The organism is Amphritea atlantica (assembly GCF_900111095.1).
Lineage (GTDB): Bacteria > Pseudomonadota > Gammaproteobacteria > Pseudomonadales > Balneatricaceae > Amphritea > Amphritea atlantica.
In genome coordinates this window covers 354,824-381,243 of record NZ_FOGB01000002.1, presented here as the reverse complement: position 1 = coordinate 381,243, position 26,420 = coordinate 354,824, and the positions used below count along the sequence as shown (strand labels likewise).

Below are 26,420 nucleotides of genomic sequence, written 5' to 3'. Positions count from 1 at the left end.
GTCATTAAACGGTTGTGAATAAGCAGGGAACGCCACAGACATCAATATCCAGTGTATTCTCTCTAATCAGTAACATATATCTGTTAAGATAGCCCTATTCTCTATTTTGAAGCATACGCACATGAATCAGGAAACTACCACCAGCCCTGGCGAGCATTCGCTGCTGGCTGCCATCGACCTGGGCTCAAACAGCTTTCATATCGTAGTCGCCAAACTCGTTCAGGGCGAATTACAGCCTATCGATCTGTTATCAGAAAAAGTTCAGCTCGCTGCCGGACTCGATGAAAACCGTATGCTAACGACGGAAGCAATTCAGCGGGGGCTGGAGTGTATGGAGCGCTTTGCTCAGCGGGTCAGGGATATACCCGATCAGCAGATCAGAATCGTCGGCACCAATGCCCTGAGAGAAGCAAGCAACAGTGACGACTTTATTCTCGAAGCCGAAAAGATTATGGGCTGCTCTATCGAAGTCATCGCCGGTATTGAAGAAGCGCGGCTGATCTATCTGGGGGTATCCCATACCCTGGCGGGTGATAACGGCCGCCGGCTGGTAATCGATATCGGCGGCGGCAGCACCGAGTTTATTATTGGTGAACGCTTTGAACCGCTTGAACTTGAAAGCCTTGAGATGGGCTGCGTCAGCTTCAGTAACCGTTACTTTCCCAATGGAATAATCACCGAAAAGAACTTCCAGCTGGCTGTATTTGGCGCCTTGCGGGAGCTGCTGACCATCAAGCGCACCTATCGGCAACTGGGCTGGGATGATTGTGTCGGCGCATCCGGCACCATTAAGGCGGTGCGCAACGCCTGCATCACACTAGGGTATGCAACCGATAAAGTCAGCGCATCGGCACTGCAACAACTGAAAGAGAAAATACTCAGTTACAACCATGTCGATGAGATCGATATTGAGGGCTTAAAAGAGGATCGCCGCTCAGTCTTCCCCGCCGGTATCGCTATCCTTTCCGCAGCCTTTGAATCGTTGGGCATCAAAGAGATCCGCTTTTCCGAAGGCGCACTGCGGGAGGGACTGCTGTACGATATGGCCGGCCGCCTGCGCCACGAGGATGTTCGTGAACGCAGTATCAATGCGATGATGCAGCGTTACCGGGTAGACCAGGAACAGGCGATGCGGATTGAACAGACCGCCCTGATCGCCCTGACCCAGGTGCGGGAGAGCTGGAAGCTGGATACCACTGAATATCACAATATGCTCAGCTGGGCAGCACGCTGCTGTGAAACCGGACTGACCATCGCCCATAGCCAATACCATAAACACAGCGCCTACCTGGTACTGAACTCAGACCTGCCGGGATTTACCAAGCGACAGCAGATTCAGCTGGCTGCCGTGATACAGGGGCACCGGCGCAAGTTCCCGACGGCCACCTTTGATCAGCTACTGCCTCGCGAGGCGAAGCACTATAGCCGCCTGACCATACTGCTCAGACTGGCGTTTGTACTCAACCGCAGCCGCAGCCGTGAACGCCTGCCCGCCTTCCACCTCACCGCAGAGGACAACGAACTGACCCTGGCCTTCCCGGACAACTGGCTCAGCCATCAGCCCCTCACTCAGGCGGACCTGGAGCAGGAAGCGGGATATCTGGCGAATGCGGGGTACACACTGGCGTTTAAGTAACTAGACGCGGCTTCGCCGCTTGCTAGAACGGCGCTACGCGCCTGCTAGTGGCTAGGAAGAGCGGATACGGAGTGGTTCAGGGCTTTTGTTTTTTTGAATTTGCGCCTTTGCAAAAATCACTTACAAAGAGCAAAACCAAACTACGCTGCGCAAGCTATTAAGAACGTTTTTTCTAGCGACTAGCAAGCGGCGCAGCCGCGTCTAACCACTAGCTAGGAAGAGCGGATACGGAGTGGTTCGGGGCTTTTGCTTTCTGCACTTACGTTTTTGAAACAATCGCTTACGAAGAGCAAAACCAATCTACGCGGTGCAAGCATTAAGATCGTTTTTTCTCGCGACTAGCGAGCGGCGCAGCCGCGTCTAACCACTAGCTAGGAAGAGCGGATACGGAGTGGTTCGGGGCTTTTGCTTTCTGCACTTACGTTTTTGAAACAATCGCTTACGAAGAGCAAAACCAATTTTCGCGTTCAAGCTATTAAGATCGTTTTTTCTCGCGACTAGCGAGCGGCGCAGCCGCGTCTAACCACTAGCCAGGAAGAGCGGATACGGAGTGGTTCGGGGCTTTTGTTTTCTGCACTTACGTTTTTGAAACCATCGCTTACGAAGAGCAAAACCAATCTACGCTGTGCAAGCTATTAAGATCGTTTTTTCTCGCGACTAGCGAGCGGCGCAGCCGCGTCTAACCACTAGCAACTGCTCTACAACAAAAAAGGCTCCCGAAGGAGCCTTTTTTCATTCAATCTGCGTTCAGGCTTGTGGGCCTGCGGCGATGATTGCTTCAGCCACACCTTCAAACTTGGTGAAGTTGCTGGTGAACTGACCGATCAGGTCTTTTGCCGTAGCATCGTATGCACCCTTGTCAGCCCAGGTATCACGTGGATTCAGCAGTGAAGAATCAACACCCGGTACAGAGGTAGGTACTGTCAGGTTGATACCGTCCAGATGCTGGGTCTGAACATCGACCAGCGCGCCACTCTGAATCGCAGCAATAATACCGCGGGTGGTCGGGATATTGAAACGTGATCCGGTGCCGAAAGAGCCGCCTGTCCAGCCGGTATTTACCAGATAAACCTGACTGCCAAACTCTTCGATACGCTTGATCAGCAGGTCAGCATATTCGCTGGCTGGACGCGGGAAGAATGGCGCACCGAAACAGGTAGAAAAGGTCGACTTGATGCCGCCGCCTGACCCCATCTCAGTTGAGCCGACCAGTGCGGTATAACCAGACAGGAAGTGGTAAGCCGCTGCTTCTTTAGACAGGATAGACACAGGTGGCAGAACACCGGTCAGGTCACAGGTCAGGAAGACAATCGCCTTCGGCTCACCGCCCTTATTCTCCTCTGTACGTTTTTCAACGTGCTCCAGAGGGTAGGCACAACGACCATTCTCAGTCAGTGAAGTATCGCTGTAATCTGCGGTACGCTTTTCATTCAGGGTTACGTTCTCGACGATCGCGCCAAAACGGATAGCATCCCAGATAATCGGTTCATTTTTCTGGCTCAGGTCGATAGTTTTTGCGTAGCAACCACCTTCCAGATTGAAGACAACACCTTTACCCCAGCCATGCTCGTCATCACCGATCAGGTAACGCTCAGGGTCAGCAGACAGGGTGGTCTTACCGGTACCGGACAGACCAAAGAACAGAGTGGTATCGCCATCTTCGCCGACGTTTGCAGAACAGTGCATCGGCAGCACATCTTTTTCAGGCAGCAGGAAGTTCTGTACAGAGAACATCGCTTTCTTCATCTCGCCCGCATAACGCATACCGGCCAGTAACACTTTACGCTTGGCAAAGTTGATAATCACACAGCCGTCGCTGTTGGTGCCATCACGCTCAGGGTCACATTCGAAGCTGGCTGCATTAATAACCTGCCACTCTTCTTTAGACTTCGGATTAAATTCTGCTGGACGGATAAACAGATTCTGGCCAAACAGATTCTGCCATGCAGTCTCAGTGGTCATCAAAACCGGCAGGTAATGATTAGTGTCGGAACCCACATGAACATTGGATACGAAATGCTCCCGAGCCGCCAGATATTCCTCAACACGAGCCCACAATGCATCAAACTTGTCTGCATCAAACGGACGGTTGATAGGACCCCAATGAATCTCATCAGATGTACTGGCTTCTTCAACGATAAAACGATCCATCGGAGAACGACCTGTACGCTTGCCAGTTTTGACAACCAGCGCACCTGTGTCAGCGAGAACGCCTTCGCCACGCTGGATGGCTTTTTCAACTAGCTGAGCCGGGCTCAAATTTTCGTGTACAGTGTTCACGGTTTCTTTGCTCATTGCTTGATTCCCTTGGCTTCTAGCCAAAAAAAGTAATTTACCTGATAAAGCTGCCTGATAGCCCCTGTTCCTGAAATTTCCTGCCGGAAAGTCAACGGGGCCGTTATTATAAGGAGGCGTATTATGTCAAAAAAGCCAGCAAAACACCATCGGCCAGGAGATTTCTTGGCGGCAAAAAAAAACCTCGCTGATCCGAACAAAAACAGACTTTAAAACAGTAACTTATAAAAATAGTCGGATTAGTGGAGCTGATCAGACCCTTCAATATTGGCGCTGTCCGAGAACATCATCGCGATATCAGCCAGGTCAAAACGGTACAATTCGTTACAGAACTGGCAGCTGACTTCGATACTGCCCTCCTCCCGAACGATCTGTTCCAGCTCCTCCCGGGTCATATAACGCAACGCATCGCCGGTACGCTTGCGGGAGCAATCGCACTTAAACTGCAGAGATTCCGGATCAAACAAACGACAATCTTCCTCATGAAACAGGCGGCGAATAATGGTGTCATTATCCAGTTGCAGCAGCTCGTCATCGGAGAGCGTGGCGCCGAGACAGCTGAAATGCTGCCAATCGGCCATGGAGTCACCCTTGGCAGGCATCACCTGTAGCAGAAAGCCCGCCGCCCGCTGTTCATCCGCCGCCAGATGGATCTGTGTCGGCAGCTGTTCGGAACGGCTGAAATAAGCTTCCAGACAATCACTCAGTCGCGCGCCTTCCAGCGGTACCACACCCTGATAACGTTTGCCCTGATCCGGCTCTATCGTGATGACCAGTTGACCACCCTGCAGCAGTTCGCAAAACTCAGCCTGCTGCGGCAGTTCACCATCAAAACGGGCGATGGCACGCAGATCTCGCTGATGATTGCATTCAGCCATCAGCACCTTAACCTGGTTATTACTCTGGGCCTGCAAGAGAAGCCGTCCATCAAATTTTAGCGTAGCGCTGAGCAGGCTCACCGCTGCCATCATCTCGCCCAGCAGACGATTAATCAGCGCAGGGTAGTTATGCTTTGCAATTGCCTGTTGATAACTCTGCTCGAGGCCCGCCAATACACTGCGGATATCCGCCTCTTCAAAAATAACCCGCTGAAGCTGATCAGAACTGCTCATTATGTTCTCTGAAACCCATTTTTTAATCTAAATATGGCTACCATTACCAGTAAAAATCACGCTGGCAAAAAACCGATATTAGCATATGCAGCTTAATGCTAGCGATCCTTAAACTGGATAATCTTGCGCCGTTCTTTTTTATTGGGGCGGTGATCCGGTGCGCCACTACCGCGCATGATTTTACGCACTGCAGCGTGCTCTTCGCGGCTTTTGATACTCTCTTCGGTCTCCTGATACAGCAGCTGCGCTTCAGGCGCTCCGCGGCGCTGGCCGGAAATTGCCATCACAATAATTGTCTTTTCATCAAACCCCTGGCGAATGACCAGTTTTGCACCGATCTCGACAGTGCGGCTACATTTAGCCCGCTGCCCCTGATAATGCACCTTCCCCCCCTCGACGGCCTCTTTCGCTGCGCTGCGGGTTTTAAAGAAACGGGCCGCCCAGAGCCATTTATCCAACCGGACCTGTGAGTCTGTATCACTCTGCTTACCCAAGCCCTGTTTAGCGGGGCTCTGTTTACTATGACTGTGTTTACTCATCTATCTCTTCATCAACTCATTAAAATGGCCAATTGCATTAAAATCGGTTATCTCACGTTCGGGCTGTTGACTATCCGGCTGGAGGATACTCAACAGCCAGGCGATGCCGTATTCGCGGGCAGAGGCCAATACCGGCAGGCTGTCGTCCACCAGCAGGGTGCGGGCCGGATCAAAGGGTTCATCCTCCTGCAAGCGGTGCCAGAACGCCTGCTGTTCCTTTGGAATCTGATAATCGTGCGAGCAGATAATCCGATCAACTAATTTATCCAGACCGGTCTGTTCCAGCTTCAGTGCCAGGCTGTCCTGATGTGCATTGGTGACAATTACCCGACGAATCCCCAGCGCGTCAAGATGCATGAGAAAATCATGCACATGGGGACGAAACGCAATCCGTTCGCTGATCTCCCGTTTCAGCGCTTTAATATCAACCTTCAGCTCCTTCGACCAGTAATCAAGACAGTACCAGTTGAGCGTGCCCTGTTCCTGCATAATGCGCGCATGTAACCACTGTTGCGCCTCATTCTGATCCATTCTATGCAGCTGGGCATAGCGCACCGGCAGATGCTCAAGCCAGAAATAGGTATCAAAATGCAGATCAAGCAGAGTGCCATCCATATCCAGAAGCACGGTATCAATATTCGTCCAATCCATATAAAAAGTCAGGGTTGCGGGTTAGTATTACGTCAGATTTGTCACTGATTGACGAGGAACAATCCAGTATGCCTGTAAAACCGGATATTTTGAAGGTAACTGCCACCGCTAAGAGCCGACTGTTTCAGGTGGAAGAGATCGAGTTACGTTTTTCTAATGGCGTCGAGCGAACCTACGAGCGATTGGCCACCCGTGGCCGCGGGGCAGTGATGATTGTGGCGATTGATGCCGACCAGAATGTGCTGCTGATAAAAGAGTACGCTGTGGGACTGGAAGATTATCTGCTAACCCTGCCCAAAGGACTGATCGACCCCGGAGAAGACGCCCTGCAAGCGGCTAACCGCGAACTCAAAGAGGAAGCGGGTTTTGGTGCCGAAAAGTTAAACCTGATCAAGCAGATGACCTCGGCCCCCAACTATATGGGGCACAAAATTACCGTGGTATTGGCTGAAGGATTATTCCCCTGCCGCCTGCCGGGTGATGAGCCCGAGGTGATGGAGGTTATTCGCTGGCCGCTGGCCCGACTGGATGAGCTGGTCAGCCGCGATGACTTCTCCGAAGGCCGCGCCATCGCCGCACTCTATATGGTACGACAGCGACTGGCGGACTAGGACTATTATTCCTTCCACAACCGCCGGGATATCCGTTACGGCCTTCCGGCGGCTATTCAAACAGCCAGCGCAGAGATTGGCAGGAGCGGTTTAAGGATTCTTGCACTCTCTGGAGCCAACCCGGACAATGCCCTCAACTTTCTGCTGCATCGCCGGATCGGTAATTATCCCCTTCATAATCTGCTCCACCTCATTATCACTGAAGTGCTTATGCACATAATTCGACAGACAACTACACTGCTCCTCTGTTGCAGTCCCACCTGCCATACAGCCCTGCTTAAAAGGCTCCCAGGTCTTTGATGTCAGATACTGAGTTTTCACGGTAAATACCACCAGCAGCACCGCTGCAATCCAGAGAAACACTTTACCCATAACCCGTTATCGCCTGTGTTGTTCTATTATTTGTGATCCGTTTAAGGAGATCGATTCTAACAGTTCCGAAACATCTGTCAGCTAACTTTAGTCTGAGAAGGGGGGCTGGCACTTAATTTCCCTTGTTTCCACAAGGATTTACAAGCGATGAAAAGGTGAAATAAGGGTGTTATGATTCCCCTCCAACGGGTCAACAACGCTTGAAATATTACAATAAAGACCCTATATAAATATTCTGGTTTATATAACAGTTTCACAATCTATGCTGAACCTGACACTAAAAGGTAATTAATCATGAGCTTTGAACTACCAGCACTGCCATTCGCCAAAGACGCACTGGAACCTCACATCTCCGCGGAAACCCTGGACTTCCACCACGGCAAACACCACAACACCTATGTTGTGAAGCTGAACGGTCTGGTACCAGGCACCGAATACGAAGGAAAATCTCTGGAAGAGATCATCATGTCAGCACCTGCTGGCGGCGTATTCAATAACGCGGCTCAGATCTGGAACCACACTTTCTACTGGAACTGCCTGTCTCCAAACGGCGGCGGTGAACCAACCGGTGCGGTTGCAGACGCGATCAACGCTAAATGGGGCTCTTTTGCGGCATTCCAGGAAGAACTGAACGATAAAGCGGTTAACAACTTCGGTTCAAGCTGGACCTGGCTGGTGAAAAACGCTGACGGCTCCCTGGAGATCGTTAACACCAGCAACGCTGGCACGCCGATGACCAATGGTCAGACTGCACTGCTGACAGTTGACCTGTGGGAACACGCCTATTACATCGATTACCGCAACGTACGTCCGGATTACCTGAAAGGTTTCTGGGCGCTGGTCAACTGGGACTTCGTTAACCAGAACTTCGCGGCATAACTGAAAATCCGGCGCTGCGTTACCCCGAAGCAACTTCCGCCGAGGGGAAACGAAAACCGATCATAAAACTCCGGCCAGTCAGCCGGAGTTTTTTTGCGTATAAGCCCTTAAAAAACGGACGCCAACCTCAGTTAGCAGTTAAGCTGGCTATTCCAGATGCGGATGACGGCCTCCCGACAATCCTCCAGCTCATCCGGACTCACCGGCCCTGAGCGATTTTGCAGCACCTGACGGTGTCCCACAGAGCGATATTTTTTATACGCCTCCCGAAGCGTCTCGGCATCATCCGCAGGGATCACTCCCACCTGTTCCATAGCATCCAGAATCCTGATATTATCAGTATATTCAATCAGTTGCGGATATCGGTGTGAGTAGGCCAGCGCACTGTACTGCACAATAAACTCGATATCGACAATACCTCCCCGATCCTGCTTCAGGTTAAACAACGCCTGCGCATCTTTTTCTGCGGTGCCCAGATGCTCGCGCATTTTTTCCCGCATCTTCACCACCTCACCCGTCAGCTCGCCCTGTTCCCGCGGTTGCGACAGAATCTCAGCCCTGACCTGCTCAAACCGCTCTCTGAGCGACTCCGAACCCGCGATAACCCGGGCCCGCACCAGCGCCTGATGTTCCCATGTCCAGGCCTCTTTTTGCTGATATTCAGAAAACGCTTTGAGCGAACTGACCAGCAAACCCGAGTTACCGGATGGTCGTAAGCGCATATCCACTTCGTAAAGATGACCGCCGGTAGTAAAGGTATTGAGGATGTGAATAATTTTCTGCCCCAGGCGGGTGAAAAAGACGGAGTTCGCGATCGGCTTATGGCCCGGCGTGAATAAACTGGCATCAGCATCGTGGACAAACACCAGGTCCAGGTCCGAACCATAGGAAAGCTCGATTCCTCCCAGTTTGCCGTATCCGACAATAATAAAGTCAGGATCACAGGGCACACCCGATGCTTTCAGCGGTACACCATGCTTTTCTGTCAGTTGCCGCCAGGCGATCTCCAGCACCTCCTCGAGAATCACTTCCGCCAGCCAGGTCAGATAGTCACTGACCTTCATCAGAGGCAATACACCGGTAATATCGGATGCGGCAACGATCAGCACATGGGCACTCTTGAAATAGCGCAGTGTATCCATCAACTGCTCTTCATCCTCTTGCGGTATACGCAGCAACTGCTGACGCAGGTCCGACTGCAACGCTTCCTTAGAGGGGGGCGAATAGAGGCTTCGCTGATCGATCAGTTCGTCCAGCAGCACCGGCTGCCGGGCCAGGGTTTCACTGAACCAGGCACTGGCAGAACACAAACGAACCAGTTGGCGCATGGCACCGGGGTTTTCTGCCAGCAACACCAGATAAGAGGAGCGCCGGATAACGGCCTGAATCAGTAACAACACCCATTCGAGGGTTTCCGCGGAGTTATCAACAGCCACCACCTCATCCATCAGCTTTGGCAGCACTGCCTGTAAGCGCTGATAACCTACGGCCTGCATCACCTGTACTGAGCGACTGGTCTTCAGGTTATTGAACGCTTTCCAGGCTTGTTGCGGATCATCCAGCCCGTGCCGGGCAAAAAACGACTCACCTTCTTCCTCATCAAACTCACTATTCCAGAGCTGTAGCCAGTCACTGGCCTGAGCTGCGTTGTGGGGAGCCGCCTCCGTCGGGGCAATAACATCGGCAAAATGCCGGGTGACCCGGTCACGCTGACGCTCCAGCTCCACCAGAAAACTATCCCAGCGATCGAACCCCATGCTGTATGCAATGCGGGCCTGCCCCACCTGATCAATGGGCAGCTCCTGGGTTTGCCGGTCGGCGACAGCCTGAATCGCATGTTCCGTATTACGCAGGAAGGTATAAGCCTCGATCAGTTCATTGGCCGCCGTTTCAGGGATACCAACGGTTTCTGGCAGCAACGGCAGAATGTTGAGTAACTCGCGCTGCTGCAGCCGGGGATCACGCCCCCCGCGGATCAGTTGAAACGCCTGGGCAACAAACTCCACTTCCCGGATGCCGCCAGCTCCCAGTTTTACATTGCCGTGCAACCCTTTGCGGCGCACCTCTTTATTGATCATCTCCTTCATCGAGCGCAACGAATCAAACGCACTGAAGTCGATATATTTGCGATAAACAAAGGGCCGCAGCATCTGCAGCAGTTCTGCACCCGCGCACTGATCGCCACCGACCACCCGGGCTTTGATCATCGCATAGCGCTCCCAGTCCCGCCCCTGATTCTGGTAATACTCCTCCATCGCGGGAAAGCTGCAGACCAGCGGGCCGCTGGCACCATAGGGACGCAAGCGCATATCGGTACGAAAGACAAAACCATCAGCAGTGATACTGTCCAGCGCCTGGATCAGTTTCTGCCCTAGTCGGCTAAAAAAGTCCTGATTAGCGAGCACCCGCCGACCTCCCTCAGTCATCCCTTTTTCCGGGTAGGCAAAGATCAGATCGATATCCGAGGACAGGTTCAGTTCGTAGGCACCCAGCTTACCCATCCCCAGTACCACCAGTTTTTGCGGCTGGGCAGGGCTGCCTTCCGAGGGGGTCGAGTGCGGTGTTCCCCATTTGCTGCAGCAATCATTGTAAAGCCATGTCAGCGCCTGATCGATACAGGCATCCGCCAGTGCAGACAGGTCTGCTGTGGTACCGCGCATATCCGTAGTGCGGGTCAGATCGCGCCAGATAATCCTGACCATCTCACGCTGACGAAACTGGCGCAGCACGCTGTGCAGTTGCTCTTCACTGTCCACCCCGGCCAGCCGGCGTTCCAGCCGCTGCTGATAAGCATTAGCGGGATAAGCGCTAAACAGGTCACCGCTGTCTGACAGATCATTCAGCAGTCGGGGATGGCGGCTCAACTGATCCGCGACATAATCACTGCCCGCCAGAACCCGGATCAACGCCTGCTGCAGACCGGTTTCAGAATCGCTAAGGGGTTCCAGTGAGCCGGAACATTTCTCAACATTCAGTGCGGCACAGGGCTGAATCAGAGGCGGTAATTTTTTTATTAACTGGCTGAGCATATCTGGGTACTCTGTCGGTGACCGATCTTTCCTGTCAGCTTACCAAAAAGCTTTTTTTCGCACGACCGCTATCTCGACAAAGCAACTGTAATAAAAGCTTAACAATTATTAAAACACCCTGAATAAAAACCAAAAATCAGCATGTTACAAAGCCAGAATGGCAAGATATTAAGCAAAAACAACACCATTGGCGTCAGTTTGGTTACACTTATGTTTCATTTTGACTACAAATACGTGAGCTGCCAACGTATACTCGCGCAAAATTTGCACGAATACCGGTGATTCTATGGTGACTAACAACCCGATTATGCAGATGTTTGCACGATCCCCTTTTCAGCCAATGCAGGAACATATTGCAAAGGCTCACTCCTGCGCTATCCAGTTGATCCCCTTTTTTGATGCGGTGATGGCAGAAGACTGGGAAAAGGCCAGTGAAATTCAACACAGCATTGCCGTGCTGGAAGGTGAAGCAGACACCATGAAAAAGGAGATCCGTATGAATCTCCCCAATAGTCTGTTTCTACCGGTTCCCCGCACCGATCTCCTTGAACTGCTGCGCATGCAGGACAAGATTGCCAACCGGGCGAAAGATATTGCCGGTCTGATACTGGGTCGCAAAATGCTGATTCCAGTACAGATTCAACCGGCTGTCTCAGAGTATGTCCGGTCCTCCCTGAAGACCTCGGGTCAGGCGCTGATGGCGCTGAATGAGCTCGATGAACTGATCACCGCGGGCTTCCGTGGCCATGAAGTCGATGTTGTTGAACAGATGATCCACGACCTCGATGATCTGGAGCACGATGCCGACGAGATGGAGCGCGAAGTGCGTTCATCCCTGTTTGATGTGGAGAAAGAACTGCATCCGATCGATGCGATGTTCCTCTATCAGATTATCAGTTGGATCGGTGACCTCGCTGACAAGGCGCAACAGGTGGGCAGCCGCCTGCAATTGTTGTTAGCCAAGTAAAGCTTGCGAATAAATTTTCTCTGAATCTTAAAAATTAGGTAGTTATCATGAGCATCATTGCGGACTATGGCTCCATCCTGGTCATCATGGCATGTGTGTTTGGATTTTTTATGGCCTGGGGTGTGGGCGCAAACGATGTCGCAAATGCGATGGGAACCTCAGTGGGTTCCAAGGCTTTAACCCTGAAACAGGCGATTCTGATCGCAATCATCTTTGAATTTGCCGGCGCCTACCTTGCCGGGGGCGCGGTTACCGCAACAATCCGCAAAGGGATTATCGACCCGGCCATTCTCTCCGGATCACCGGAACTGCTGGTTTACGGCATGTTATCAGCACTGCTGGCGGCGGGGATCTGGCTGCTGATCGCCACAGCGATGGGCTGGCCGGTCTCCACCACCCACTCAATCGTCGGCGCAATCGTCGGTTTTGCCGCCGTCGGCATCTCGGTAGATGCGGTGCACTGGAGCAAGGTGGGTAAAATTGTTGCCAGTTGGGTGGTCTCGCCGCTGACCGCCGGCTTTATCGCTTTCTTCCTCTACCGCACCGTCCAGATACTGATTCTCGATACCGAACACCCCTTCAAAAACGCCAAAAAATATGTTCCCGCCTACATTTTTGTCGTCGGCTTTATGATCTCCATGGTGACCTTTACCAAGGGACTGAAACATATCGGTCTGAATCCCGGGTTTGGCAACAGCGCCATGATCTCCATCGGCATCGCCTTTGTTACCATGATCATCGGTATGCTGATGCTGCGTAAAATACACGCCCGGGCTGAAGATAATGTTGACTACCACTTCGCCAGTGTTGAAAAGGTATTTGGTGTCCTGATGATGTTCACCGCCTGTGCGATGGCTTTTGCCCATGGTTCGAATGACGTTGCCAATGCAGTCGGTCCGCTGGCAGCAGTGGTAGGGGTCGTGAACTCCGCTGGTGAAGTGGCCCAGAAGTCAGCGATGCCGGTCTGGATTCTGCTTCTGGGTGGTAGTGGTATCGTGGCGGGGCTGGTGATGTATGGCCATAAGGTTATCGCGACGGTGGGCAACAATATTACCGAACTGACCCCCAGCCGGGGCTTTGCTGCAACGCTGGCGGCAGCGTCAACGGTGGTATTTGCCTCAGGCACCGGGTTGCCTATCTCGACCACCCACACCCTGGTGGGTGCGGTTCTGGGTGTGGGTATGGCAAGGGGCCTCTCTGCCCTGAACCTGCAGGTGGTTGGAACCATCTTCGTTTCCTGGCTGGTCACCCTGCCAGCGGGCGCACTCCTGTCGATTGTGATCTTCTTTACCCTCAAAGGTATTTTTAGTTGAACAGGCTCTTCAGTTAAAAGAGCTTCCGCAGCGAATAAATTAAAGGCGACCCGGTAAGGGTCGCCTTTTTTATTTCTGCTGAAAGCTGCACAATATGGTGATAACTCAATAAGAATCGGATACAGCTATGCAACCCTCCACACCTGACCTGCTGACAATGCTTACAGAACTGATCGCCACCCCCTCTGTCAGCTGCACCGCTGCGCATTGGGACCAGAGCAATCTGGGTGTGATTGAGAAACTGGACACCTGGCTATCCGATCTCGGATTCAGCACCGAGGTGATGCCGGTGCCGGGATACCCGGGAAAAGCTAATCTGATCGCCACCCTGGGCAGTGGTCCCGGCGGGCTGGTGCTGTCGGGTCACACCGACACCGTGCCATTTAATGCTGAACGGTGGAACAGTGATCCGTTCAAGCTGACCGAAAAAGATGGCCGTTTCTACGGCCTGGGCAGCTGCGATATGAAAGGTTTCTTTGCTGTCGCAATTGAAGCGGCCCGCCAGTTCGTCGATAAGCCACTGCAACAACCGCTGATCATTCTGGCGACGGCCGATGAAGAGAGCTCCATGAGTGGAGCCCGGGCACTGGCAGAAGCTGGCCGGCCAAAAGCCCGCTATGCGGTCATTGGCGAACCTACCAGCCTGCGGCCCATCTACATGCATAAAGGGATCATGATGGAGCAGGTGCGCATCAAGGGGCGTGCAGGCCACTCTTCAGATCCCAACCTGGGTGCCAGCGCGCTGGATGCGATGCATTCCGTGCTGGGCGAGCTGATCAGCTTTCGCCGGGAGTTACAGAGAGATTATCACAACAGTGATTTTGCAGTGTCGGTCCCAACTCTCAATCTGGGTTGCATCCATGGTGGCGACAACCCTAACCGTATCTGTGGCGCCTGTGAGCTGGAGTATGACCTGCGGCCACTGCCAGGGATGTCTCCAGAGAACCTGCGCGAAGCAGTAAGCAAGCGCTTACACCCCCTGGAGCAACAATTTGGTGTAGAGATCATCACCGAACCACTGTTTCCCGGACTGCCCCCATTTCATAACGACAAGCACTCTGAACTGGTGAGTACCGCGGAAAAACTGACCGGCTATCAGGCCGAAGCGGTTGCCTTTGGTACTGAAGCCCCGTTTTTACAGGAATTAGGGATGGATACCATCGTCATGGGGCCGGGTTCAATCGATCAGGCCCACCAGCCCGATGAATATTTGGCTTTTGATCAGATTAAGCCTACAGTAGCGGTACTGGAACAACTGATTGCAAGGTACTGTTTTTAATCGTGATTAATGATAACCCATACGTAAACTGGTTTCGTCACAGTTCTCCCTATATCAACGCCCACCGGGGGAAGACCTTCGTCCTGATGTTGGGAGGGGAGGCGCTTGCCGATCCCAACTTTGCCAATATCATTCACGATATCGCCCTGCTGAACAGTCTTGGTGTCAAACTGGTGTTGGTGCACGGCTCACGGCCGCAGATCGAAGCAAAACTTGAACAGCAGAATATTGAAGACTGGGTTCACCACCACCTGCGGGTCACCGATACAGAGACGCTGCGTTGCGTTATCGAATCCGCCGCCAGCCTGCGAATCGAAATTGAGGCAAAACTGTCAATGGGGCTGGCCAACTCGCCCATGCATGGTGCCAAAATCCGGGTCTGTAGCGGCAATTTTGTCACCGCCAGACCTTTTGGAGTCTACAACGGGGTGGACCTTTGCCATACCGGCGAGGTGCGCCGGGTCGATCAGGATGCGATACGGCAACAACTGAATATCAACAATATTGTGCTGCTGTCCCATCTGGGTTACTCCCCCACCGGCGAAGTGTTTAATCTCTCCGTTGAGGATGTCGCCACTCAGGTCGCCATCAGTCTGGATGCCGACAAACTGATTCTCTTTGGTGAGGATGGCGGCGTACGGGACAGTACCGAGGCACTGCGCTCTGAGTTACTGGCCGACACCGCCGAACGCCTGGTCAACCAGTATATGGCAAAGCACAGCTCGCCCGATCAGGTGCCATCGGAGCTTTGTCGCCATCTGCAAGCGGCCGTAACAGCCTCCCGGCATGGGGTGGCCCGCAGCCACCTGATCAGCTACCGGGAAGACGGGGCACTGCTGTCCGAACTATTTAGCCGTAATGGTATCGGCACCATGGTGATTGAGCACTCTTACGAACAGGTAAGGGCCGCTACGATTGAGGATGTAGGTGGTATTCTGGAGCTTATCAGGCCGATGGAAGAAGCCGGTATTCTGGTACGTCGTTCCAGAGAACTGCTGGAAGCCGAGATCAATCAGTTTACGGTGGTTGCGCTGGATGGTGCTATCGTGGGCTGTGCTGCGCTTTACCCCTTCCCGGAGGAACAGATCGGCGAACTGGCCTGTGTGGCGATATCTCAGGAATATCGCGGCGGTGACCGGGGAGAGAAACTGCTGCGGGCGATTGAGGAATCGGCCCGCGAACAGCACCTTACCCGGCTGTTTGTCCTGACCACCCGCACCGCCCACTGGTTTATTGAGCGGGGTTTTGAACCTGCTACAATCAGCAGCCTGCCGAACAAAAAGCAGGAGATGTATAACTATCAACGAAACTCCAAGGCCTTTGTTAAGCCGCTGGAGTGACGTTAGCGGGAAAGAGCCCGGTCTGATTAACCGGGCACCCGCGCGACGGAGTTAATTGAGCGGCATCCTGATCGTAAACAGGGCCCCACCCAGCGTCGACTCGCCAATCTCCAGCTCGCCGTCGTAACTACTGAGAATATCCACGGCAACCGACAAACCGATCCCCTGTCCCGGAGCGGAAGTGTCGGCCCGCTCGCCACGTTTGAGAATCGTCTGACGCAACCCGGGAGAGATGCCGTCTCCATCGTCCGCGATATCGATCTGCAACATCCCTGCGCCATTACTGAAACAGACCGCTACCTGACTGTGGCCATATTTATAGGCATTTTCGAGGATATTACCCAGCAACTCCATCAGGTCCCGCTCATCAGCAGGCAGTTGATATTCACCGTCCAGAGTCAGTTCCACCCCGATGTTTTTATCCCGGTAGACCTTATTCAAAGCGGTGACCATCCGCTCAATAATCGGTGCCACCGGGGTTTTCTTTGCCAGGGTCCGCCCCTGACTTTTAACGGCACGGGACAGCTGATACTGTACAATCTGATCCATCCGCCCCGCCTGGTCCGTTACCAGGGTCTGATACTCATCAAAACTAAGACGCTCCTGCCGGGCTCCCCGGATCACCGCCAGCGGGGTTTTCAGGCTATGGGCCAGATCTCCCAGAGTGTTGCGATAGCGCTCCCGCTGCAGACGTTCATTACTGATCAGCAGGTTGAAGTTATCGGTAACCGCCTGAACCTCAGTGGGATATTCGCCGGTGAGTCTATCGCTCTGCCCCAGCTCAATGCGCTTGAGGTCTCCTGCCAGCCGGGTCAGTGGCTTCAGCCCCCAGCGGATCAGCGCCGTTTCCACCAGCAGAAAGAGAAAAATCGCCGCGCCCAGCCAGCCCCATAGCTGGGCATTAAAGGCTTTCTGTTCAGTTTTTACCTGGCTATCGGACTCCAGAACCGTGAACACATAGTTATGTTCACGCCCGGCAATCTCCCACAACAGGGCAAACTGATAGACAAATACACCGTGCTCCGGCAGCCGATAAAAGCGTGAATCACCGGTATTGAGTCCATCCACCTTTAGCTGTTCGACCAGTGCATCGGAGATCAGCTTGGCAGACTCTGAATACCATACCAGCATATCTTTGCTGTCATGGAGGAAACCGTAAAGACCCGACTCAACCTGCGCGTAGCGGGGCTCCTGCAGGCTATCAGGGATCATAATACGATCACCCTGAAGCTCTGCAGCCCCCAGAATAAGATAGACCTGTAGCTTCAGCCGCTCTTCCTCGGCCGCCTCCAGGCTGTGGTGAAACGCCTGCTGCAGGGCAAACCCTGTCAGGCCGAAGAATACCGGCAACAACAAAAGTGAAGCGAGTAGCAGGCGAGCACGAAGAGCACGGGGCATCATGCGTTATTTGACGCTCCGGCAGGCAGATCAAAGCGATACCCCAGTCCACGCACGGTGGCAATGGGCTGGAGTGACTGGTCCGGATCCAGCTTTTGACGCAGCCGTCGGACAAACACCTCTAACACGTTACTGTCACGGTCAAAATCCTGATGGTACAGATGTTCAGTCAGTTCACTCTTGGAGATCACCTTACCGGCATTCAGCATCAGATATTCCAGTGTTCTGTACTCATAGCTGGTCAGCTTAACTGAGCTGTCATTGAGATAAACATTACGCCCACTGCTGTCCAGCTTCAGCGGCCCAAACTCCAGCATCGGTTTGGCATGACCCGCCGCTCTTCGCAGCAGGGCGTTCAGCCGGGCCATCAGCTCTTCAATATGAAATGGTTTAACCAGATAGTCATCGGCACCCGCTTCCAACCCTTCGACTTTATCCTGCCAGTCCCCCCGGGCGGTCAGAATAATAACCGGGAAGTTAATATCCTGCTTACGCCAGCGACGAATCACCTCAACCCCCGACAGTTTTGGCAGGCCGATATCGACAACCGCCAGATCATACGGAAACTCACTGCCCAGGTAGAGCCCCTCTTCACCATCTTCCGCTTCTTCAACGGTATAGCCGCTATCATTCAGGGCCGTCACCAGTTGACGACGCAGATCCATATCATCTTCTATTACCAACAGTTTCATTCTGTTACTCCATTCCTGTGGATGGCGGTTACCACCTTAAGGCGATAGCTCCTGACCGGTCTCGGCATCGATCATAATGGTTTTTACCCGGCCATTATTGATCAGCCGGATAAAATGCACGATTCGCCCACCGCGATTCCGGGTTTCCGCCTTTACAACTTTGCCCCCATGATTCTGCCTGGCAGTGGCCGCTGCCTGTTGCAGGGACACCCGGTTTGCGGCAAAAACCATGGATTCTACTCTGAATTCAGCGCGGGTCTCATCCACCCCCGCCGCCGCAACAGTCGCCGCAGTCGTTACCATCAGCAGGGCAAGGAGTGTATATGAGAACGTTCTGAACATTATTATCACCCATTCATTTACAGCTTAAATCAGGAAACAGGACTAACGCTGACGCGTACCCGGATCCGATCACCCGGATCATGATCCATACGGGTCTGATAGGTTTGACCATTATAACGGTAGGTCACCTTATAACCGGTTACCCGCTCATAATACTCAATATCGTGCTGAACGTTACAGCGTGTTTCAGTACGATATTCAACGTTGTTACCACGATGGTGACTGTTACGGCTGATATCGTTACCGATGGATGCCCCCAGCACGGCCCCGACAACGGCACCCACCTTCTTGTTATCCTGGCCTGCGCCCAGCTCGTTACCGATCGCTCCGCCTATGATACCGCCAAGTATAGGCCCTGTGTAAGATTTACGGTGATGAGCCGGGGTTTCGTAACGCACATCTTCTTCCCAGCATTCACGGCGGGGGATGCGACGCTCGGTCTGCACCACAATCGGTTCAACATGGGTCACCCGGGCGAATTCCTGATGATGCCTTTTCTCTTTAAAGCGGGGGTCCGCCTGAGCCATTCCGGACGTAAGTCCCAATAGTATAAGACTGCCTGCAATGATCTTTTTCATGACTACTCTCCCATCTCTGTTCTTTGGAGTATGTAGCCTATTGTCGTGCCACAGGACTGAACCGATCCTGAACTGTCCGCGGTCCTGCTCCGCTTTACCTATCTTTACACTGCTGCATTCAGGCATAAAAAAACCGGCCAGTGTGGCCGGTTGGTTTAATACATCATAGTCGAGCTGCTGATTGCTTACTCAGCTGAGCACTTTTTACAGGTACTGACACCCAGCACCCGGTATAGCGGGCACCAGCCAAACAGAGCGATCGCAATCACTGGTACACCGATCCATCCCCAAACGGTTTGAGGCCCCACAAACACAAGAGCAATCAGCACCAGACCGACCAGAATACGTACCGCTTTATCAACAGATCCGATATTCTTTTCCATTTTTCCATCCTCAGGTTTATTCAGCTTTGGGGGTATTATCAATTTAATAGAGAACCCTGTCTGTGACAAAGTCACACTGAAGGCACTAGTCACTCTGTTTTTTTACTTAGCTCTCTTTTGCCGCGCGTTTAACCGCGCTCTTATTCAGAAACAGCACCTGATTACGGCTCAGGGCCACCCACTCTTTCTGCTCAAACTGTTTCAACTGCCGGCTAACCACTTCTCGGGCGGTGCCCAGCTCGTCGGCGATCTCCTGATGGGAGCGTAACAACACAAAGCCAGGACCAACATGTTCAATCAGATAGCGGGCCAGTCGCTTTTCGATACGTTCAAAAGCGATCTCCTGCACCAGACCAATCAGCTTTGCCAGTCGCTCACCGTAGGAATCAAATATAAATCGCCGCAACCCTTCCGATTCGGCAATCGCCCGCTGAAACTCAGAAAGAGGGATCAGAAATGCAGTCACCTCGGTCTCGGTAATCCCCTCCGCAGGATAATCCTCAGCCCCCAGCAAGCAGGAGGTAGTCAGTACACAGGACCCCTGATTTTCGATCCGGTACAGTATCAGCTCCCGGCCATTGGCGTTTCTTCCCAGCACCTTCACCACACCGGAAACGACAATAATAAAGTGAGTGCAGGCACTGCCCTGATGAAACACCACCTGATCTGCCGGCAGCTGGACTCGCTGCGCCCGGCTGAGGATTGCCAGTCCGACCTCATCCAGCTGTTGCAGCAGTGGAAACTGATCGGTCAGCAGGGTCAGGTCATTCATGATTGGAGCTGCTGTCTGCCGCCTGACGCCGGGCGCGCAACGCCAGCATCACGTATCGAATGTTGTAAATAAACCCGATCAGCAGCGCGATCGGCATGGTCACCAGAAAAACACTTCCCAGCGCCGGGGATGCCATTAACTGCCCCAGCCAGAGACAGAGAATACTCACAATAGCCACCGGTACACCGGTACGCATCATCATTTTCAGCCAGCGATCAGAACGGATCTGTTTTTTATCTATAACCATTAACGCCTCCCGGAATCAGACTCCCTCTAAGAATACGTTTTTACTGCGCTAAACAATAGCCCGTTATGGCCGTCCAGATGCGGGTAATCCGCAATTCATACCCCAACTTGCCCTGATAAAATGGATTGTTAGATATTCCCGCGGAGAGTTTTGCTATAATCCGCGGTCTTATACAAAAATCCACTACAGCCGCAGAGGATCTGTGCATGCCACAATATCGCTCCAAGACCTCAACCGCAGGTCGAAATATGGCCGGTGCCCGCGCACTTTGGCGCGCCACGGGGATGAAGGATGACGATTTCCAGAAGCCGATCATCGCTATCGCCAACTCCTTCACTCAGTTTGTTCCAGGCCATGTCCACCTGAAGGATATGGGCCAACTGGTCGCCCGTGAAATTGAAAAGGCTGGCGGCGTAGCCAAAGAGTTCAATACCATCGCTATCGATGACGGTATCGCTATGGGTCACGATGGCATGCTCTATTCACTGCCATCACGGGATATTATCGCGGATTCCGTTGAGTATATGGTGAATGCTCACTGCGCCGACGCACTGGTGTGTATCTCCAACTGTGACAAGATCACTCCGGGGATGCTGATGGCGGCGATGCGCCTCAACATTCCGGTTATTTTTGTTTCCGGCGGTCCGATGGAAGCGGGTAAAACCAAGCTTTCAGAGCACAAACTGGATCTGGTTGATGCGATGGTGATGGCGGTTGATCCGTCCGCCTCAGATGAGATGGTTGATGCCGTTGAGCGTTCTGCCTGCCCAACCTGTGGCTCATGTTCCGGGATGTTCACCGCTAACTCAATGAACTGTCTAGCGGAAGCACTGGGACTGGCACTGCCCGGCAATGGTACCGTTGTTGCTACCCACGCAGATCGCAAAGAGCTGTTTCTGGAAGCCGGTCGCAGCATTGTCTCGATGGCAAAGCGTTATTATGAGCAGGACGATGCTTCACTGCTTCCGCGATCCGTTGGCTTTAAAGCCTTCGAGAACGCAATGACACTGGATATCGCCATGGGCGGGTCAACCAATACCATTCTGCACCTGCTGGCGATCGCTCAGGAAGCTGAGATCGATTTCACCATGACCGATATTGATCGTCTGTCACGCAACGTGCCTCAGCTGTGTAAAGTGGCTCCTAACACGCCTAAATACCATATCGAAGATGTTCACCGTGCCGGTGGCATCATGGCGATTCTGGGTGAACTGGACCGCGCCGGAAAACTGCATACCGATGCCCCAACCGTACACGCTCCCACGATGAAAGACGCGCTGGATAAGTGGGACATCATGCGTAATCCATCGGCAGAAGTGATGGAGTTTTACAAAGCGGGCCCTGCCGGCATTCCCACCCAGACCGCCTTCAGTCAGGCCACCCGCTGGCCCACCCTGGACGGTGATCGTGCCAACGGCTGTATCCGTTCGCTGGAACACGCCTTCTCTCTGGAAGGCGGCCTCGCAGTTCTGCGGGGGAATATCGCGCTGGATGGTTGTGTGGTGAAAACCGCCGGTGTCGATGACTCTATCCTGGTGTTTGAAGGTCCGGCCCACATCACGGAATCTCAGGATGAGGCGGTCGCCAATATCCTTGATGACAAGGTTAAAGCGGGCGATGTGGTTATCGTACGTTACGAAGGCCCTAAAGGTGGCCCGGGCATGCAGGAGATGCTCTACCCAACCTCCTATATTAAGTCGAAAGGGCTGGGCAAAGAGTGCGCGCTGCTAACCGACGGCCGCTTCTCCGGCGGCACATCGGGCCTGTCGATCGGTCACGTGTCTCCGGAAGCCGCAGCAGGCGGTGCCATCGGTCTGGTGCGCAACGGTGACCGTATCCGCATCGATATACCTAACCGGACGATCGACGTGTTGCTGTCCGATGAAGAGCTGGCTCAGCGTCGGGCCGAGCAGGATGCACTGGGCTGGAAACCTGCTGAACAGCGGCCCCGTAAGGTATCTGCTGCACTGAAGGCGTATGCACTGCTGGCAACCTCTGCAGACAAGGGTGCAGTACGGGACCTGTCCAAACTGGAAGATTAATCCGCCCGGGCGGATCTTCATCCACAAAAAAGCAGCCCATGCGGCTGCTTTTTTATACCTGCCTATTCATCAGCTGCTAAACACCTGCGTTACAAGACGCAAAGCCAGTACGGTCACCAGCAGTCTGAAAATCAGCTGAAACCGTTCGGCAGGTAGTCGTTTTAATATATGCAGTCCGATCCAGGTGCCGGCAAAGCCGCCAGCAACCATCGCTAAAATCAGCGGTAACCAATCGCTAAAGGCAAAGCCCAGCAGACCAAATACCACCATTTTCAACAGGTGTTGCGCCGTCATGCAGGCGGCAAAGGTTGCGACTGTACGGTATTTTTCATAGCCCAGCCGGTGAACAAAAGCGGCCACCAGCGGGCCGGTGGCGCCCACAAACATGGTCATCAGAGTGGTTCCTACCCCCGCCAGCACCAGACCGGCAGGCGGCATCTCCTGTTTACCCAGTTTCGGTCCCCAGACCAGAAACAGAATAAACCCGGCGACGCTGAGTTGGATAACCTCGACCGGCAGCTGCACCACGACAAAATAACCAATCACCGCTCCGACCGCAGCACCGGCAAAAAACAACCACAACAGAGACCAGTCGATATGGTCGCGGGTTAATAGCGCCCGGTTACCATTTGAACCCAGCTGTACCAGACCATGCACAGGAATCAGTGCCGCAGGCGGTACCACCGTTGCCATCACTGCCAGCAGTAACACGCCGCCACCAATGCCCATGGCCGCCGTCAGCATCGAGGTCAGGGTACTGGTGATGATCAGTAACAGCGCCATATCAGCGCCTACCAGATCCGGTAACCAGGCCACGATCACTCCTGGAGTGAAGCCAGTACCTGATCAGCCCAGTTTAAACTATGACGATATGCCACCTCGTAATATGGACGCTCTAACAGGTTGCGCATATCACCCCATTCGCCGCGCTCATAGTGCTGCACCTCGGTTAGAATCTCACCCATCTGATTCACCCGGGTGAGAATGGCATTTTTGATCGAGTCATCGAGGGGGATCTGATCCAGCAGCACCTGCATCTCGGTATCCATCATCGCATCAAGCTGCGACAGCAGGCCTACCATAAAAAAATTGATCGGCTGTGGATAACTGAGCATCTCAGCCAACAGCTCACACATCCGTCCACGAATCAGCATCACCCGTGTCAGCTCAACCGGCTTACCCGACTGGCCACTGAGAAGAAACAGTGTGGCCCATTTCTTGACCTGATCCATACCGATCAGTGAGATTGCATGGGAGATCGACTCAATCTGTTTTGGCGTGCTGAAGGCAGCGGAATTGACCAGGCGCAGAATCTTATAGGTCATAGCCGGGTCATTGATCACAATCTGTTCAACTGATTCGGCGGTTGCCGCCGGGTTGTTCAGTTCTGCCAGCAGCTCCAGAATCAGGGCTTTAGCGCTGCCAAAGCTCTTGCCTTTGATCGATACCGGACGACAGAGAAAATAGCCCTGAAACAGATTAAAACCGAAATCGAGTGCCCTGCGAAAATCATCCTGGCTCTCAACTTTATCCGCCAGCAGATGGACCCGGTAGGGCTTACAGAAGTTAACCAGCTGTTTAAGCTCAGCATCATCATGGCGCTGAATATCAATTTTAACCACGTACATCAGATCCAGCAGCGGAGTCTGCCCCTTATCTCCGGTATAGTGAGTTAAGGCAAACCGGTACCCCTGGGATTTACGCTCCCGCAGCACCGACAGCAGCTCTTTCGAAATACCATCTTCGCGCAGCAGCTCGAAAATAACACCTTCACGGGGAAGGTCTGGCAACATATCTGACAGCAGCATGCTCTGAGTCAGTTTTACAAATAGCGGCAGGTGCTTGGTTTTACCATCACTTGAGGCCACTGCATAGTTATTCAGAATAACCGAAGCCGTCGCCTGCTCATCAGAAAACTCCGCCGGCAGCATGCCGCTATCGGAGCGATACAACAGACTGTAAGCCTGCACATCCTGACTTTTGTTAAATACCGGTTGCCTGGCCAACAGAACAGAGCCATCTGTCAGCATATTTTCATCTAACGCAATACTCACTATTTATCCCCTGATCAGATATAGACCCAGTATAACTCATCATCTCCCGCCATAAGAGACTGGATATAAAAAACTATTGTCAATATATACCATCTCAACGCTCCGTAAAGTGCTGTTCATCACCCAGTTTAGGTAGTCGCATATTGACCCTACCGTTAATGAGCAATACTCTGACTCCACTGTTTCTCCGGCTATCGTGTTTTTATCGTGAGAACCTGACTGAAGTATGGATAGCCAACAATGCGAATTACTGATCTGAAGACTCTATGACTGTACTGCGCCGCCTCATTATCTGTACGATCCTGATGATTTCGTCCCTGCCGCAAACCCTGTCTGCAACTGAACGGCTCGAGGTCATGGTGCGCTCAACCATCCTCAATATCAGAGAATCAAGATCCACGCATAGCCCGGTGGTCGGGGTGCTGAGTGAAGGCGACCGGCTGACGGTTACTACCACTGATATGCGCGACTGGATCCGTCTGGACGACGGCCGGGGTTTTATCTCCATTCACTATGTCAGGGTGCTGTCCCGGACGCCGGTGCTGCTGGCGCCTCCCGAAGAGCGCTCTGCACAGTCGCTGGCCCCTTCGGCTGAGCCACTACGCACGGCATTCACATCGTCGCCGGAAACCGCCGCCGTCGATTCCCTGGATCACAGTCAGCCTGAAGATGAACTGATTGCGCCCACCACAGGAGCAACCGCCCAAGAATCGCCTATCCAGGCATCACCGGGCGACTCAACGGCTCATAACCTGAAGGTGGACACAGCAAACCAGCTGCTGAAGGCCAGTGTTACGGTTGAATCGGTGAGTAAGACCTGTCGTAAAAACCTGCATACATCAGGTTATGAATTCTGCCAGTTACTGTTCAAACTGAAACTCTCTGCTGAGCAGAACTCAGCCCAGCAGATAAAAATAACCTGTGCAGCAGAGGCGCTGGCAAGCAATGATCAGAACAATCAGATTCTTTATGAGTTAACCAACACCCGTTCCGTTAGCAGTTCACTGTCAAACACGTCCATCATTGTCGACTGGTCCCCCGCCAACGAACAGAGTGCAATCCGGCACGTGGCCCTGAAAGAGGGTGTTTGCACAGCAACAGCCACATCTGATTGACGCCATCTGAACCTATATTTAGCGTTCCGGGGATACCAATTTCTGCGCCATACCCTTATAGTTGTCAAACAACTGTTTGAAAACATGGAGAGCCTCTGTTGATGGAACAACAAAGACTGTGCAGCGACTGCTTTTTGCTGGTGAATCAAAAACAAGCCAATGCTCACGAGAATCTGGTGGAGCGGAATCATATCCATAATGATACGGTCTATATCTGCAATAACTGCCATAACCTTATCCGTTTAACCAATGTCCCCCACAAGTGGAGTATCCTGAACTATCATGATGCTGATAATCAGGACTGCGAATCCGCCTGAATCATTCAATCGTAATCGTAAAAACAGCGGAAGCCTCACCATGAACACACCTCATAGAATCCTGTTTGTATGCCGACACAACTCGACCCGCTCGCAGATTGCCGAAGCATTAGCCAATAAAATGGCTTATGGCAGGGTGGTTGCAAAAAGCGCCGGGCCAGAGCCTCTCCCGGTACCGGAGGAGGTCTCCAGATGGGTAAGCCAGTTGCTGGGAGGTGAGATAAAGCCAGAGAGCAAAAGCCTTGATGACGTAGCACAGGAGTCGTTTGATACCATCATCACCCTCTGCGATAAAAGCCACGATGCCCTGCCCGAGCTGCCAACCGATCAACACCATATCCGCTGGGACTTCCACCATGCAGACAATGCTGAAGGCCTCAAGCACCTGGAGATCGAAATATCTGAACGCCTTCGCCTGATGCTGCAGGCGAAGGGGCTGATCTAACTGACCAGAGCA

Annotated in this window: 26 protein-coding genes; 11 read left to right on the top strand and 15 right to left on the bottom strand. The window is 52.9% G+C overall.

The window, feature by feature from the left end:
* Window positions 1-121: 121 nt before the first annotated feature.
* The gene (ppx, locus tag BMY09_RS05050) at window positions 122-1,636 is read left to right on the top strand and encodes an exopolyphosphatase (protein WP_091354825.1); all 1,515 of its coding nucleotides are present in this window, start codon (window positions 122-124) and stop codon (window positions 1,634-1,636) included.
* Between the two features lie 747 nt (window positions 1,637-2,383).
* On the opposite strand, the gene BMY09_RS05045 is transcribed toward ppx, so the two are convergent.
* From BMY09_RS05045 to yrfG, 4 genes are all read right to left on the bottom strand, one after another.
* Window positions 2,384-3,931 carry a phosphoenolpyruvate carboxykinase gene (locus BMY09_RS05045; RefSeq protein WP_091354824.1) on the bottom strand — a complete coding sequence of 516 codons (1,548 nt, stop codon included), beginning with the start codon at window positions 3,929-3,931 and terminating at the stop codon, window positions 2,384-2,386.
* Between the two features lie 239 nt (window positions 3,932-4,170).
* On the bottom strand, window positions 4,171-5,043 hold the full coding sequence (gene hslO, locus BMY09_RS05040) for an Hsp33 family molecular chaperone HslO (RefSeq protein WP_091354821.1): 873 nt from the start codon (window positions 5,041-5,043) through the stop codon (window positions 4,171-4,173).
* A gap of 98 nt (window positions 5,044-5,141) precedes the next feature.
* Window positions 5,142-5,582: a ribosome-associated heat shock protein Hsp15 gene (hslR, locus tag BMY09_RS05035; protein WP_091354820.1), complete on the bottom strand. Its 441-nt coding sequence runs from the start codon at window positions 5,580-5,582 to the stop codon at window positions 5,142-5,144.
* Window positions 5,583-6,233 (bottom strand): GMP/IMP nucleotidase, encoded by a 651-nt coding sequence (gene yrfG, locus BMY09_RS05030; RefSeq protein WP_091354817.1) that lies wholly within the window; start codon window positions 6,231-6,233, stop codon window positions 5,583-5,585.
* A 68-nt stretch (window positions 6,234-6,301) separates the two neighbouring features.
* Between yrfG and nudE the strand changes: the two genes are divergently transcribed.
* A complete protein-coding gene (gene nudE / locus BMY09_RS05025) occupies window positions 6,302-6,844 on the top strand; it encodes an ADP compounds hydrolase NudE (RefSeq protein ID WP_091354814.1) in 543 nt (180 codons plus the stop codon).
* 90 nt (window positions 6,845-6,934) lie between these two features.
* Here the strand turns inward: nudE and BMY09_RS05020 are convergent, their stop codons facing one another.
* Complete coding sequence (locus tag BMY09_RS05020; protein ID WP_091354811.1) at window positions 6,935-7,216, bottom strand: hypothetical protein; 282 nt, start codon at window positions 7,214-7,216, stop codon at window positions 6,935-6,937.
* 294 nt (window positions 7,217-7,510) lie between these two features.
* Here BMY09_RS05020 and BMY09_RS05015 point away from each other — a divergent pair, with 294 nt between their 5' ends.
* The gene (locus tag BMY09_RS05015) at window positions 7,511-8,095 is read left to right on the top strand and encodes a Fe-Mn family superoxide dismutase (protein ID WP_091354809.1); all 585 of its coding nucleotides are present in this window, start codon (window positions 7,511-7,513) and stop codon (window positions 8,093-8,095) included.
* A gap of 131 nt (window positions 8,096-8,226) precedes the next feature.
* Here BMY09_RS05015 and glnE read toward each other — a convergent pair whose 3' ends face one another.
* The gene (gene glnE / locus BMY09_RS05010) at window positions 8,227-11,124 is read right to left on the bottom strand and encodes a bifunctional [glutamate--ammonia ligase]-adenylyl-L-tyrosine phosphorylase/[glutamate--ammonia-ligase] adenylyltransferase (RefSeq protein WP_091354806.1); all 2,898 of its coding nucleotides are present in this window, start codon (window positions 11,122-11,124) and stop codon (window positions 8,227-8,229) included.
* A gap of 286 nt (window positions 11,125-11,410) precedes the next feature.
* On the opposite strand from glnE, the gene BMY09_RS05005 reads away from it, so the two are divergent.
* From BMY09_RS05005 to argA, 4 genes are all read left to right on the top strand, one after another.
* Window positions 11,411-12,091, top strand: coding sequence for a TIGR00153 family protein (locus BMY09_RS05005; protein WP_091354804.1), 681 nt, complete (start codon window positions 11,411-11,413; stop codon window positions 12,089-12,091).
* Window positions 12,092-12,138: 47 nt separating this feature from the next.
* Window positions 12,139-13,404 carry an inorganic phosphate transporter gene (locus BMY09_RS05000; protein WP_091354802.1) on the top strand — a complete coding sequence of 422 codons (1,266 nt, stop codon included), beginning with the start codon at window positions 12,139-12,141 and terminating at the stop codon, window positions 13,402-13,404.
* Window positions 13,405-13,531: 127 nt separating this feature from the next.
* The gene (gene argE, locus BMY09_RS04995; protein ID WP_091354799.1) at window positions 13,532-14,683 is read left to right on the top strand and encodes an acetylornithine deacetylase; all 1,152 of its coding nucleotides are present in this window, start codon (window positions 13,532-13,534) and stop codon (window positions 14,681-14,683) included.
* Window positions 14,684-14,685: 2 nt separating this feature from the next.
* Window positions 14,686-16,023 carry an amino-acid N-acetyltransferase gene (gene argA / locus BMY09_RS04990; RefSeq protein ID WP_091354797.1) on the top strand — a complete coding sequence of 446 codons (1,338 nt, stop codon included), beginning with the start codon at window positions 14,686-14,688 and terminating at the stop codon, window positions 16,021-16,023.
* Window positions 16,024-16,074: 51 nt separating this feature from the next.
* Here argA and BMY09_RS04985 read toward each other — a convergent pair whose 3' ends face one another.
* From BMY09_RS04985 to BMY09_RS04955, 7 genes are all read right to left on the bottom strand, one after another.
* Window positions 16,075-17,424: an ATP-binding protein gene (locus BMY09_RS04985; RefSeq protein WP_091354795.1), complete on the bottom strand. Its 1,350-nt coding sequence runs from the start codon at window positions 17,422-17,424 to the stop codon at window positions 16,075-16,077.
* Window positions 17,421-18,113 (bottom strand): response regulator transcription factor, encoded by a 693-nt coding sequence (locus BMY09_RS04980; protein WP_091354792.1) that lies wholly within the window; start codon window positions 18,111-18,113, stop codon window positions 17,421-17,423. The genes BMY09_RS04985 and BMY09_RS04980 overlap by 4 nt, the downstream gene beginning before the upstream one ends.
* A 36-nt stretch (window positions 18,114-18,149) precedes the next feature.
* Window positions 18,150-18,455, bottom strand: coding sequence for a PepSY domain-containing protein (locus BMY09_RS04975; RefSeq protein WP_091354790.1), 306 nt, complete (start codon window positions 18,453-18,455; stop codon window positions 18,150-18,152).
* 29 nt (window positions 18,456-18,484) lie between these two features.
* Complete coding sequence (locus BMY09_RS04970; protein ID WP_175483443.1) at window positions 18,485-19,033, bottom strand: glycine zipper 2TM domain-containing protein; 549 nt, start codon at window positions 19,031-19,033, stop codon at window positions 18,485-18,487.
* A gap of 185 nt (window positions 19,034-19,218) precedes the next feature.
* Window positions 19,219-19,416: a YgaP family membrane protein gene (locus BMY09_RS04965; protein WP_091354786.1), complete on the bottom strand. Its 198-nt coding sequence runs from the start codon at window positions 19,414-19,416 to the stop codon at window positions 19,219-19,221.
* Between the two features lie 106 nt (window positions 19,417-19,522).
* On the bottom strand, window positions 19,523-20,188 hold the full coding sequence (locus BMY09_RS04960) for a Crp/Fnr family transcriptional regulator (RefSeq protein WP_091354784.1): 666 nt from the start codon (window positions 20,186-20,188) through the stop codon (window positions 19,523-19,525).
* Window positions 20,181-20,435, bottom strand: a complete 255-nt coding sequence (locus BMY09_RS04955; RefSeq protein ID WP_091354781.1) for a hypothetical protein — start codon at window positions 20,433-20,435, stop codon at window positions 20,181-20,183. Before BMY09_RS04955 ends, BMY09_RS04960 begins: the two co-directional genes overlap by 8 nt.
* Before the next feature lie 206 nt (window positions 20,436-20,641).
* Between BMY09_RS04955 and ilvD the strand changes: the two genes are divergently transcribed.
* Window positions 20,642-22,477 carry a dihydroxy-acid dehydratase gene (gene ilvD / locus BMY09_RS04950; protein WP_091354779.1) on the top strand — a complete coding sequence of 612 codons (1,836 nt, stop codon included), beginning with the start codon at window positions 20,642-20,644 and terminating at the stop codon, window positions 22,475-22,477.
* 69 nt (window positions 22,478-22,546) lie between these two features.
* Here the strand turns inward: ilvD and BMY09_RS04945 are convergent, their stop codons facing one another.
* Both BMY09_RS04945 and BMY09_RS04940 read right to left on the bottom strand, forming a co-directional pair.
* The gene (locus BMY09_RS04945; RefSeq protein WP_245756503.1) at window positions 22,547-23,293 is read right to left on the bottom strand and encodes a sulfite exporter TauE/SafE family protein; all 747 of its coding nucleotides are present in this window, start codon (window positions 23,291-23,293) and stop codon (window positions 22,547-22,549) included.
* A 2-nt stretch (window positions 23,294-23,295) separates the two neighbouring features.
* Complete coding sequence (locus BMY09_RS04940) at window positions 23,296-24,531, bottom strand: EAL and HDOD domain-containing protein (RefSeq protein ID WP_091354777.1); 1,236 nt, start codon at window positions 24,529-24,531, stop codon at window positions 23,296-23,298.
* Window positions 24,532-24,797: 266 nt separating this feature from the next.
* On the opposite strand from BMY09_RS04940, the gene BMY09_RS04935 reads away from it, so the two are divergent.
* The 3 genes from BMY09_RS04935 (at window position 24,798) to BMY09_RS04925 (ending at window position 26,408) form a co-directional block, all read left to right on the top strand.
* Window positions 24,798-25,646 (top strand): SH3 domain-containing protein, encoded by an 849-nt coding sequence (locus BMY09_RS04935; protein WP_091354775.1) that lies wholly within the window; start codon window positions 24,798-24,800, stop codon window positions 25,644-25,646.
* 101 nt (window positions 25,647-25,747) lie between these two features.
* Window positions 25,748-25,963, top strand: coding sequence for a hypothetical protein (locus tag BMY09_RS04930; protein ID WP_091354772.1), 216 nt, complete (start codon window positions 25,748-25,750; stop codon window positions 25,961-25,963).
* A gap of 40 nt (window positions 25,964-26,003) precedes the next feature.
* Entirely contained in the window at window positions 26,004-26,408 is a 405-nt protein-coding gene (locus BMY09_RS04925) for an arsenate reductase/protein-tyrosine-phosphatase family protein (RefSeq protein WP_175483442.1), read from the top strand.
* The last annotated feature ends 12 nt before the right edge of the window (window positions 26,409-26,420 follow it).